The organism is Marivirga tractuosa DSM 4126 (genome assembly GCF_000183425.1).
In the GTDB taxonomy this organism is placed as follows: Bacteria; Bacteroidota; Bacteroidia; order Cytophagales; family Cyclobacteriaceae; genus Marivirga; species Marivirga tractuosa.
Map to the genome: position 1 here is coordinate 3,394,509 of NC_014759.1, position 13,707 is coordinate 3,408,215.

General features: G+C 34.4%; 5 protein-coding genes and 1 pseudogene. All 6 read left to right on the top strand.

Features of this window, described 5'->3' with window-relative positions; all coding sequences use genetic code 11:
- Entirely contained in the window at positions 1 to 3,465 is a 3,465-nt protein-coding gene (locus FTRAC_RS14405; protein WP_013455003.1) for a VCBS repeat-containing protein, read from the top strand.
- Between the two features lie 79 nt (positions 3,466 to 3,544).
- Entirely contained in the window at positions 3,545 to 6,229 is a 2,685-nt protein-coding gene (locus FTRAC_RS14410; RefSeq protein ID WP_013455004.1) for a TonB-dependent receptor, read from the top strand.
- 9 nt (positions 6,230 to 6,238) lie between these two features.
- Positions 6,239 to 7,264 (top strand): DUF4249 domain-containing protein, encoded by a 1,026-nt coding sequence (locus FTRAC_RS14415; RefSeq protein ID WP_013455005.1) that lies wholly within the window; start codon positions 6,239 to 6,241, stop codon positions 7,262 to 7,264.
- 9 nt (positions 7,265 to 7,273) lie between these two features.
- A complete protein-coding gene (locus FTRAC_RS14420) occupies positions 7,274 to 8,479 on the top strand; it encodes a hypothetical protein (protein ID WP_148230091.1) in 1,206 nt (401 codons plus the stop codon).
- A gap of 851 nt (positions 8,480 to 9,330) precedes the next feature.
- Positions 9,331 to 12,267 (top strand): annotated as a pseudogene (locus FTRAC_RS19390) (SusC/RagA family TonB-linked outer membrane protein).
- Between the two features lie 14 nt (positions 12,268 to 12,281).
- Complete coding sequence (locus FTRAC_RS14430) at positions 12,282 to 13,700, top strand: RagB/SusD family nutrient uptake outer membrane protein (RefSeq protein WP_013455007.1); 1,419 nt, start codon at positions 12,282 to 12,284, stop codon at positions 13,698 to 13,700.
- The last annotated feature ends 7 nt before the right edge of the window (positions 13,701 to 13,707 follow it).

Below are 13,707 nucleotides of genomic sequence, written 5' to 3' on the forward strand. Positions count from 1 at the left end.
ATGAATCATTTTATTAAATTTATTTTTATTGTTTTATCCGCATTTTTTTGGTCTTGCTCAAAGGATTCATTATTTGAAAATTTACCTGCTAAAACTACCGGTATTGAATTTAATAATCGTTTGATCGAAAATGACACTTTGAATATCATAGATTATGAATATGTTTACAATGGTGGGGGAGTAGCTGTTGGAGATATAAATAATGATGGTCTTGAAGATGTTTTTTTTACTGGAAATCAAGTTGCATCCAAGTTATATCTCAATAATGGCGACTTTAAATTTACAGATATTACGATGGACGCAGGTATCAAAAGTGGTGGTTGGGCGTCAGGAGCTTCTTTTGCCGATATAAATAATGACGGATTTGTTGATTTATATGTTTCCTATACTGGTTCGAAAAATGCTGAGAATCGAAGAAATAAGCTCTACATTAACAATGGAGATAACACCTTTTCTGAAAAAAGTAAAGAGTATGGTTTAGATTTGACTGACTGGACTACGCATTCTGCCTTTTTTGACCTTAATAATGATGGGCTCCTTGATGTATATTTATTAAATCATGCCAATGATTTTAATAATGAGAATGTCATGAAGAAATTAAAGGAGGACGGATCAGGAACTAGCAACGATAGATTGTTTCTCAATACTGGAAAGAAATTTGTGGAGATCACTAAGTCTGCCAATATATTAAAAGAGGGCTATGGTTTAGGGGTAGCTATAATCGATTTGAATGAAGATGGTTTTGATGATATTTATGTCTCAAATGATTACTATTATGATGACTATTTGTACATCAATAATGGTGATAGCACATTTGAAGAGTCCGCAGCAAAGTATTTCAAGCACTTTAGCAATTTCGCAATGGGTAATGATGCGGCTGATTTTAATAATGATGGGCTGCCAGATTTGTTAGTATTAGATATGTTGCCTCCTGATAATTTTAGAAGGAAAAAATTAGTAGGGCCAGTCGGCTTAGATCTTTTCAATGCAACGCTACAATTAGGTTTTGAAAAGCAATTTATGCGGAATACACTCCAATTGAATAATGGCAACGGATACTTCAGTGAGATAGGGCAATTAGCTGGCATTCACTCTACTGATTGGAGCTGGTCAGGTTTGTTTGCGGATTTTGATAACGATGGTAGGAAAGACATGTATGTCACCAATGGTTTTAAAAGGGATATGACCGATAGAGATTTCATTCTATACAAAGCCATTCAAGAAAGAAAATATGGAGATGAATCAAAAAGCAATATTTTAAATGTTTTGCATGAAATGGAAAGTGCCAAGATTTCAAACTTCATGTTTAAAAATGAGGGGAACCTTGACTTTAGTAATAATACCAAAGAATGGGGCTTGGATATACCATCGCTTTCCAATGGTGCTGCTTATGTTGATTTAAATAATGATGGATTTCTAGATATTGTTGTAAATAACATTGATGATGAAGCATTTATATTTAGAAATAATGGGGCAGAGTTAACGAAGCATAATTATTTAAAAATAAAGTTGGAAGGGAATCAGGCTGATTTGTCTGGAGCAGAGGTTATGCTTTATCATGAGGATTCAGTTCAAATGCAAACCTTTTATCAACAGAGAGGATTTCAGTCTTCAGTTTCTCCAATTTTAAATTTTGGTTTAGGAGAGATAGGTTCGGTAGATTCTATTATAGTTAGATGGAAAAATGAAAAGCAAACAATTATCAGGAATGTGAACCCTAATACTCTGGTAAAAGTCGCCTATTCAGATTCTCAAAAGAAGAAAAGTACAGGTACTGAAGAAAGTGCCTCTAAGCCTCTATTTGCAAGAGATCATTCAACAGGAATTAAGTATTTGGCTAAAGATTATGACTTACCTGATTTTAAGCGAGAACCACTAATGCCCCACAGATATTCTAAAAATGGGCCAGGGATAGCCGTTGGTGATGTTAATAATGATGGGTTTGAAGATTTGTATGTTGCAGGGTCATCAGGAGAAAATGGTTATTTATTTACTGATAATGGCAATGGGGAATTTACAGGAGAAGTAATAGATACTACATCATATTTTATGGAAGAAATGTCTCCATTATTATTTGATGCTAATAATGACGGCTTCTTGGATCTTTATATCTCAAGTGGTGGTAATGATGTACCAAAGCCAAGTCAATATTACTATGATCAATTCTTTTTAAATGATGGTTCTGGCAAGTTTATTAAAAGGAATGATCTGATTCCTCAGAATCCAATAAGTAGTTCTAAAGTAGCGGCTGCTGATATTGACAATGATGGAGATCTTGATTTGCTTGTGACAGGTCGCGTTTTTCCAGGAAAGTTTCCTTTACCTACCAATAGTTATATATATCGTAATGACGAAGGTAAATTTAAAGATGTAACAACGACTGTTTTACCTGAATTGAAACAGTATGGTATGATAACAGATGCATTATTCACTGATTTTAATAATGATGGCTTGATGGATATCATCATGGTGGGAGAATGGACTGATATTGCTTTTTTTAAGAACAATGGTGATGCTTTTTCCAAGTTGAAAATAGATAATTTGCAAAATAGAAAAGGTTGGTGGAATGGTATTGCAGCAGGGGATTTTGATAACGATGGTGATGTGGACTATGTTATTGGTAATCTAGGCTTGAATAATCCTCATAACGCTTCTGCTGAAACGCCTTTAAGTGTTTATGCAAAAGATTTTGACAAAAATGATAAAATAGATCCTATACTTACCTATTATAATGATGGTGTAGAACATACTGTTGCAAGTCGTGATATGTTAATTGACCAGATGTCATTTTTGAGAAGTCGATTTCCGCGATACAAAAAATTTGCAGAATCTTCATTTAAGGAAGTCTTAACAGAAGAAGAGCGGAAAGGAGCTTATAAACTTACAGCAAATGATTTTGCTAGTGTGCATTTAGTCAATAAGGGCAATGGTGAGTTTGTGGTAAATGAATTGCCCGTGCAGGCACAATTTGCCCCTATTTTTGGAATGGAAGTTCTAGATGTTGATGATGATGGTCTATTGGATATAGTCGGACAGGGTAATTCTCATTCAACGGAAGTTACTGTTGGTCCGTATGACGCACATAACGGTTTTGTCTTAATTAATGAAGGTGAAAATCAATTTAAATATATGGATAGCTCCTCTTCAGGCTTTTATGTACCGGGAGATGCAAAAGCAATTGCTTCCATTCCTCGTAAAGAAAGATTGTTTTTGGTGAGCACTCAAAATTCTGATAGCCTATTAGTACATTCTAAAAGTATAGAGGGTTCAGTTCGAATTCCTAAAGATACAAGGCAGTTGGAGATTCATCTTCAAGATGGAACGCTTAGAAAGCAGGAGGTTTATCATGGTAGTAGTTATTTATCATCTTCTAGTAATTCAATAATTTTAAATAAGCATATTGAAAAAATAGTAGCAAGAAACTATAAAGATGAAAATTCGACCGTTTATCAAAGAAATGAATGAATAGTAATCACTGAACCTTTTTTTTGCTTAATTGCATCCTGAATAATTTAAGTAACTAACTATCAACCTCTTTTCCTGGATGAAAAAATTTCTTACTACGTTAGGTATAAGTATTTTTATACTTTTTAATAGTTTTTCGCAAGTAGACAGTACTTTTACTAAGCAATATGTTGATGAGCCTTTATCAGACATTATTGTAGATGTAGAAAATCATTTCAATGTTGATGTTGTAAATAGTGATATTCCAATAAATCAGCTTTTAATAAGCACCAACTTTGAAGAAGCTACCTTCGGTCAAGTTTTAAGATATATACTTGACGGTACTGGTTACTTTTTCATGGAACTAAATAATCAATTTTTCATATTTGAATCTAGCTTCTATAGTAAAGAGATTTTAGATTTAGTACACGCCAACTATACTAATGCTGAATTTGATATCCTTGGAAAGCAGTCTGGTAAATTTAACTCTGTTGAAGTGGGTAGGAAAGAAGTTGTCATATCAGGACAAGTAATGCAATCCTCAAATGATCAGCCAATTCAAGGTGTAACGATTAAAAATACATCTTATAACGAAGGTACCCTTTCTGATGTATTAGGAAATTTTAAAATTAAAGGATTTCTGGGTGAAAATAATTTAGTGATAAATAGTTATGGCTTCGCATCCGAAAACCTGAGTTTAAATTTGAATAATGATACGACACTTACAATTGATCTTAATTCCGATGTAATCACTTTTGATGAGGTAGTGGTAACAGGTAATAATGCTCAAGAAAAGGTTGACAGGCCGCAAGGTGGTCTAGAAAAGATTTCTATCCGACAAATCAAAGAACTTCCAACATTTTTAGGCGAAGTGGATGTTGTTAAAAGTATAATTTCATTGCCAGGTGTAAACACAGTTGGGGAAGGTTCAAGCGGGTTTAATGTTAGAGGTGGTAACGTTGATGAGAATCTGATTCTTTTTGATGGTATTCCGATATTTAATTCCTCTCACTTATTTGGGTTCTTTTCAATATTTAATTCTGAATCAATTGAGTCATTTGACTTACATAAAGGAGGGTTTTCAGCTAGATATGGAGGGAGGTCTTCTTCAGTTTTAGATGTAGAGGGACGAAAAGGATCCTTTACTGATAGATCATTAAGTGGTTCTCTAGGTTTGATATCTACCAAAGTCTCATTGGATGGTCCTGTGATCAAGGACAAACTAGCGGCTAGAATAAATTTTAGAAGAGCTTATACTTCTTTGATTAAAACATTTGTAAATAACCCTGAAATAGAAAACAAGGAAGCCGGCTTTTATGACTTAAATGTTAAATTAGATGCTAAATTTGAGAACTCATCTTTATCATTCAGCGGATTGTTAAGTGGAGATACCTATCAGTTTTTGGAAGATACGACTTCCAGAGTGCAAAATACTGGTGCATCACTTATTTACAGAAACTATGCTTTAAGTAATCTCTCTTTTCTTGTAAAGTCTTCATACTCTAAGTACAGTAACGGGATCAGCAATCCTGACACTAGAATAGGGTTTGATTATGAATCAAATATTGAACATACTGATCTTGCTGCTGAAGTAATTTATGATATTTCAAGTTCTAGTTATGTTGAAGTTGGAATTCAGTCTATTTTGTACCGTCTAAATCTAGGAGAATTAGTTCCGAATACTGAAGGGGCATTTAATAGCTCTGATGCAGGGAAAGAAAGGGCTCTTCATAATAGCGCTTTCATTGACTATGGTGGGAAGTTATTTGATAAACTGAATTATAGTCTCGGCCTTAGGTATAATTATTTTTTGAATATCGGGCCTACCACAATATATGAATATCAGGAAAATCAACTGCCCTATAAAAACGTTAGTGATTCAACTTCCATATCGGGTAATTCAGTTTATAATACTTACTCTGGTTTAGAACCACGGGTAAGTCTAAGCTATTCTATTAATAAGAAGAGCAGTGTCAAATTTGGCTATAATTTAACGAACCAATATATAAACCTGATCTCCAATTCCGTAGCTATTTCTCCAGTTTCGTATTGGAAGCTAAGCGATTCATACATTAAGCCAAGAATTACTAATCAAGTCAGTTTAGGGTATTTCCTTAATATGGATATCTTCAATTTTCAAGTGGAGCCCTTTTATAAGTGGCAAACCAACTTACTGGAATACCGTGCCGGAAGTCAGGTTTTCATCAATGAATCTTTGGAGAGGGATCTCTTACTTGCAGATGGATATTCATATGGTTCAGAGTTTAAGTTAGAAAAATCGGGGAGATTAAATGGTTGGTTGAGTTATACTTACAGTAGAACTTTGAGGAGAATAATCAGCAATGTAAATGAATCCGTAGCTGGAGAGATTTTTCCAGCAAATTTCGATTCTCCACATAATTTTAATGCGGTAGTAAATTATAAAGTCTCTAAAAGGATTAGTATATCTTCAAATTTCCAATACAGATCTGGCCGTCCGTTTACTATTCCAGAGTCTATTTTTGAATATCAAGGAACTGTTTATGCGAATTTCTCTAAAAGAAATGATGGTAGAATACCAGATTATCATAGACTAGATTTATCTATGACTTTAAAATCTAATCTTAAGAAGACTAGTAAGTTTAAAGGGGAATGGAATTTTAGTCTTTATAATGTATATGCAAGGCGTAATCCTTTCACAATATTTTACGGAACAGTTGGTGACGGTAGATTGCCACAGGCTTACAAATTATCTGTACTTGGAAGTATGTTCCCTTCAGTAGGTTATAATTTTACACTTAAATAAGAATAATTGATGAATGTTAGTTTAACTAGACGTTATAATCTATTTAATAAATTTAAGAATATATTATTCGTCATTTTGCTCTCAGCAGGTATTAACGCTTGTATAGATCCTATATTTTTTGAGACTAACGATGTTGATCCGTTATTAATAGTGGATGGACAGTTAATTACTGGTGTCAATAATGGCGAGGTAAGATTATTTTCGTCTACCAAGTATGTAGCAAATCCTAATGACTTTAAAGCACCAGTTATGATTTCTGATGCGCAAGTATACATTAATGATGCACTTAATGATAGAAGAACTCAACTTGAATTCAATACTGACCATTATGAACTGAATGATGAATCCTTTGAGGTAACTGTTGGTGGGGAATACTTTGTAGAAATAATTTGGAATGATGAGACTTACCTTTCTCAGACAGAAACAATTGTAAGAGCTCCTAAAATTGATTCAATTTATTATAATTATAAATCTGTTGATAAAACCATAGATGTTTTTGTTGACGCTAAAGCTGATGCTGAGAGCTTGGTGCAATGGAAATGGAGTGGAGCCTATCAAGTAATCTCTTTTTTGCCAAGCGATCCTGATACTTTCACTTGTTGTACAAGATGCTATGTTGATGTGAGTGGAAAGGAACTAAATATTGTAGAGAAAGAAATTAGTTTAGAACAAAGTGTGAAGGAAGTGTTGGTTACAACCATAGAGGTTGATATGCCGACAGAATTCTTGATAAATCTTCAACAATTAAGTTTAACAGAGGAGGCACATGACTATTTGAATTTATTAAAGATTCAAAAAAATAGTGGAAATAGCTTATTCGATCCGCCCCCATTTGAAATAAATGGTAATCTGAGAAATGTAGATGATCCAAATGAAAAAGTACTAGGTTACTTTTTTGCATCAGATCAAGACACGAAATCCATAAAGATAAATAGAAGAGATTTTTTCATCGCTACTCCTAACTACAGAAATTTTATAGGGGACTGTCGAGATATAATTCGTGCAGATACTATTACACCTCCAAATTGGAACTAAGATAAGATTATGAATATAAAAATATCGAAGATATTGATCTTCTTGTTTTGCACTGTTTTAAGTGTGACCACCTATTGTGAAGAATTAAAATTTGCTATTACCAACCAGCAAAATATGCTAATTGCTGGCGGGGAAATGGATTTTGAAGTTGTGAGCACTGATGCTAATACTATTCCTAGTATTTATGTAGAAATAGTAGATGCTGCAGATAATAGATTACAAGCTGAGGCATTTTTAGTAGAAGAAACCCCATATCAAAATACAATCACACTATCTTCTAATTTGAAAAGTGGCAAATACTTATTGAATGTATTTAACCTAGAAGATAATAGCATTATCTCTAGTGAAGCGATAACTATAATTAATTTACGTGAATTCAGTTTAAAAAACGTTCAAGGGTCGAAAGAATTAGACCTTACTGAGCACTCTGGATCTATACATTCAAATTTTAGTTTCAAGCAGAATTTAAAAGGGATTGTTAGGAGCGCTGGAGAGCCACAAAAAAGCATTTCAGTGTTCATGCAGTGTAATGGTGATGATAATCTTTTTCGAATTAGTAAAACTGACGAGAACGGATTGTTTGAGTTTAAGCCTACAATATTTGGTACGAACGAAGTTTACTTTGATCAGCTTGATGGGAAGCTGGAAAATATCTCCATAGAAATAATTAATAATGATTATGAAAAGTTATTGAGTGTCAAAGATATTGAACCTTCACCCTTTCATTCAAAGAAGCTTACTGAAATAGACTCTGTGACCATTAAAAATCTAGTAAAGAATTATGCTGATAATTTGACTGGGGGTCAGGATCGCAAAAACTTGGGTAAAGATTTTATAATTGATGAATCCATCGTTGCAGCTGATTACTTTACTTTAGCCAGTACTGAAGAGTTTATTTCTGAATTAGTACCCTACAAGAAAATTAAGAATAAAAAGAATGATACCCGGCTATACCTCCTAAATAAATTTACAAGTAGCTATTTCAAGAATGAACCCTTATTTATAATTGATGGGTTTATTGTTCCAGATTTCGAAACAATTCTCGATATTAAAATCGAAAATCTTGAGAGCATAGATGTTAGTTATTCTTCTCAGGACAACCTCCAATTTTTTGGAGAACTTGCGTTTTACGGAGTCATACAACTAAATACCAAAGAAGGTACTTTTAGGCCAGAAAGTGGGAAATTGATTAAAGTAAAAGGTTTTAATCAATAAATAAGCCCCATTTAAGAGTATTCTAGTATTAATTTTATCTTTCATTTGTTTGGCGTCAACGTATTTTATGATAGATATGGTCTGTCTAGAATGTGTGCTCTAGACAGTGTTCATTTCCTGCTTTATGTAGCAAATACTTCGAAATAGATGTACTTTGAAGAGTTTTTCTCGAACTGAAAATTTTGATTTGGTACTTACCTTAACCGTTTTTTTTTAAGAATAAAAGCCTGAATAACATACAACATCTCCATAGTCATTAATTTTCAGCTAATGTTGTATGCGCCAGAGGGAAAACACATTACCCTCTACCGACTTTTAACTACTAGTGTGGTTTAGTTAGTTGTATTCTGCCACTCATCAGAATAAATGCATAAGTATCAATCCTAACGTGGCTTTAATTTTCACTACAAATATCTACGTACCATCGTAGTTTTCTTTCAGAAATCACTATGTTCTATCAAGTAAAATAGTGTATATATACCGTTGTATTTTATACACTGTCTGTTAGTGTAATTGAAATAGTGATATATTTTCTTTAAAAAGATAATTTAACTCGATTATTATGTTCGAAAGTAATTTGTTTTATGAAATAAATATTAGAATAATCATATTATGGTAATTTCATTAAAAGTACGTAAGTAGATAAGACAAATGGATAAAAGATATGTGTAGTGATTTGAAGGTAGGGTTTAGTAGTAGTCCTTAATTAGTTAATGACTTGTCAGATATCTCCATTTATGGAAAAAATTATATTGTGCTTGTCAGAGTAAGCAGAAGTTATGTACATTTAGTTTTTAATTATTTTTAACTTAAACAATTAGAGTATGAAGAAGATTCTACTAACATGTTTCATGTTGGTGTTTGTGCTGTATGCATGGGCACAGGATCGCACGGTAACTGGAAAAGTCGTTGATGCAGGGACTGGCGAAAGTTTACCAGGTGTGAACGTTATATTAAAAGGTACTGGCACAGGAGTTAATACCGATATTGACGGTAATTATAAAATTTCCGTGCCTTCAGATGGGGGTACTTTGGTATTCACTTTTATAGGAATGAACAGACAAGAGGTTAAAATAGGATCTCGCTCTGTAATTGACGTTTCTATGGAAGCAAATATTGAAGAGTTAAGTGAAGTTGTTGTAACTGGTTATACAAGCGAAACCAGAGATAAACTTTCTGGTTCAATTGGCTCGGTGCAAGCCGAACAATTAGAGCAAGTTCCAATGCCTTCGTTCGATCAGATTTTGCAAGGTAGAACTCCTGGCTTGTATGTTACTTCTGGATCAGGTCAGCCTGGTGCTGGAGCAACGGTAAGGATTAGAGGAAGTGGTTCCATTAATGCAAGTAATGATCCGTTATACGTAATGGATGGTGTGCCAATTAATGCTTCTGAATTCGCTACTATCAATCCAAATGATTTTGAGAGTGTAAGTGTTTTGAAAGATGCATCGGCTACTGCTCTTTATGGTTCAAGAGGTGCGAATGGTGTTATCGTAATTACTACAAAGAGAGGTAAAGCCGGTGAGACCAAAATTAATTATCGTTTTCAAACGGGATGGTCAGAGCAAGCTAGGGTGAATTTCGAAATGATGGATGCAGAAGAGAAAGTGGCATTCGAGCAATTGGTAGGCTCAGGTCTTGCTGGTAGTTTAGATCCAAACGATCCTGATGATGCTGAGGAGTTAGAAAGGTTGAGAAATACCAATACAGATTGGCAAGATATCTTTACTAGAACAGGAAGAACTAACACCCATGAGATTAATGCTAGTGGAGGTAATGAGAACACCAACTATTATGTGTCCTTTAACTATTTCAATCAAGAAGGTCAAGCTTGAAGGTCAGGCCTAGAACGATATACTACTAGATTGAATCTTACTACAAATGTAAATGACAAGCTTATTGTTGGTTCAAACACTTCGATAGGTTTCTCACAGTCTAGCTTAATTGAATCAGAGAATTCAGTCTCTTTAGCAAACCCTTTTGCAGCTGTTTATTTGGCAAATCCTTATGAAGAATTACGTGATTCTGAAACTGGTGAATTATTGACAGGTTCAGGAAGAACAGGAGCTAATGCATATGACAGAATAGTAAATTCTACTAATGATAGAAATGAACTTAAAGGTGTGTTTGGAGCATTCGCTGAATATAATATTATAGACGGATTAACTGCAAAAGCACAAATTGGTGTTGATTACAGACAAAGAGACTTCGAAAGGTGGATAGATCCTACCTCATTTACGGGTGGAAATGTAGCGCCAGGAAATGCTGGTTTATTGTCAAATGCTTTCAATAGAAGATTGCAATGGATTAATACCAATACATTATCTTATACTAAAAGATTTAATAGTGTGCATGATGTAGATGTAGTACTTGGTTCTGAAGCGCTTCAGCGCACATTTAATAGTTTTAGTTCAACTGGTTATGGTTTAAATAGTAAACTACCATTGTCTAACCAAGCTATAACAACTGGCCCTAACCTAATACCTGCTCTAGGAGGTAGTTGGTCAAGGAATTCTTTGTTTTCTCTATTCTCAATATTTAGCTACACCTATGATGGAAAGTATAACTTCCGAGGTACATTAAGAAGAGATGCATCTTCGAGATTTGGAGTTGAAAATCAAAGTGCTATTCTTTGGTCAGTTGCAGGTTCATGGAACTTACACCGAGAGTCGTTTTTAGAAAACACTGGTGTTGACCAATTAAAATTAAGAGTGAGTTATGGTAAAACTGGAAACCAAGATTTCACACCTGAGAACTCTGGTGATTTCAGATCTCTAACAACTTATGCTGCTACCGACTATGCTGGTCAGGCTGGTTTATTCCCAGCAACTGTTGGAGACCCTGGCTATAAATGGGAGATTTCTAACCAATTAAACATTGGAGTTGATTTTGCCTTATTTAATAGTAGATTAAGAGGTACAGTTGATGTTTATAATAATATTACTTCCGACTTATTTATTACACAACAATTATCAAGAACTTCAGGCTTTGCTAGTAGACAGGTTAATGCTGGAACGATGCGTAACAGAGGTGTTGAGTTTAAGCTAGACTATGATTTAGTAAGAACGGAAGATTGGTTGGTAGCAGTTGGTGGAAATATTACTTATAACCAAAACGAGATAACAGATTTAGGTCAAGTTGATGAATTTGAGCAAGGTACAAGTATTATCAGGGTTGGATTACCTCTAGGTTCTCATTATATAGTTGAATGGGCTGGTGTTAATCCTGCCAATGGTGAACCATTGTATAAGGATGCCGAAGGCAATATCACAAACCAATTTTCTGCTGACAATAGTGTAGCAAAGTTCGGGACCTTTGAACCACCAGTTTACGGAGGTTTCAATTCTGAAGTTAGATACAAAGGTTTTAGCTTCAGTACTTTCTGGACCTTCAATTATGGATATACCATATTCAACAACCAAAGGTTTTTCCAAGAGAATCATAACTTCACGCAATATAACTTGTCAAGTATAATGAATGAAATGTGGAAAGAGCCCGGTGATATAACAGATATCCAGTCCTTCAGATATGCTAGACAGTTCAGCTCTAAGGATTTGGAAGACGGATCGTTCCTCAGATTACGAAATGTTGTGATCAGTTATAACTTTCCTCAGCAATTATTGGATAACGTAAATACTATCAAATCTGCTAGAATATTTGCTCAAGGACAAAACCTTTTGACATTTACTAAATTCACTGGTTTCGATCCTGAAAACTACAATAACATTGCTCAGTATGAGTATCCAGCTTCAAGGATTTATACTGTGGGAGTTGATGTAACATTTTAATAAAAGACAATAATATGAAAAGAATTATTTATATATTTTTAGGGATTTTGATTTTCTCTTCTTGTGATGAATTTCTTGATGTAACACCAAGGGATATAATTGTAGAGGAAACAGCTTACCAATCACTTGCTGATATTGAATCAGGAGCTTTTGGGGTGTACGCAGCTATATCAGGCACCAATCTAGTTGATATTTCAAGTAGAATGGGTGATAACCTTCAGTTAGGAGGAGAGAATAGAGGTCAAGGTAGACAAACACATGATTATCAAGTAGTATCAACTACTGGTGAAGCACTAGGTGTTTGGAGTAATCTTTACGATGTTGTTTCCAGACTTAATAGGGTTCTGTCTAACATGGATAGGCTTATTACTGAAGGAGTAGTAACGGAAGAAGAAGTAAGTGCTATTAGAGGTGAAATGTTAGCTATTAGAGCTATGCAGCACTTCGATTTATGGAGAGTTTATTCAGGTAAGTATGACCCAGCTGCTGCTGCAGTTCCGTGGTTAGGATTAGAGGACTTGGATGACAATGGAAGGCCTGATGGATTAGATCCTGATGTTAAACCAGAAAGACAAACAACTGAGTTTATTTTTGGTAAAGTAAAAGAAGATTTACAAGCAGCTAAAACTCTTCTAGCTGGCCAAAATGACAATGTCTTCAGAATTACAGAAAATGCTGTTGTTGCTTTGCAAGCTAGAGTTGCGCTTTATGAAGAAGATTTCGGAGCTGCCGAAACTTTTGCTAGCGAAGTTTTAGCTAATGTATCTTTAGCAGGTATTGCTGAGTTCTCTTCCGTTTGGACTGACCAGAGCAATGCAGGTTTAATTTTTGCATTACAACGTATTCCTGGAGATGGAAGAATTGGAACTTTATTTACTGATTTAAATGGAGATCGATTTTTTCAACCAGCTCAAGGCTATATTGATCTTTTTGATCAAGTAAATGATGTTCGATTCAACAGATTTGTGTCAGGTTCATATGCTAATGACAATGTTGAAGTTGCTAAATATCCTGGTATTCCAGATAATGCGGCATTGAATAATGTAAAAGTGTTTAGAGCTGCAGAAATGCAATTGATTTTAGCGGAGGCTCTAGCAAAAACTAATCAACTTCCATTAGCTGCGGATGCTTTAAATGAATTAAGAAGCGAAAGAATTCAAGGCTATACTGATGCAACTTTTAGCAGTGTTGATGAAATTATGGACGAAATTCTTATTGAAAGAAGAAGAGAATTGGGTTTTGAAGGACACAGGTGGTTTGACTTGAAGAGAAATGGATTGGATCTAGTGAGAGACTCAAGAGATTGTACTTCTGGTGCAATTCCATGTACTGTTGAGTCAGATGACTTCAGATGGTTATTTCCTATTCCTCAAGCAGAAATATTTGCTAATGAGAATATAGTTCAGAATCCAGGATACACTAATAATGAATAATTGAATT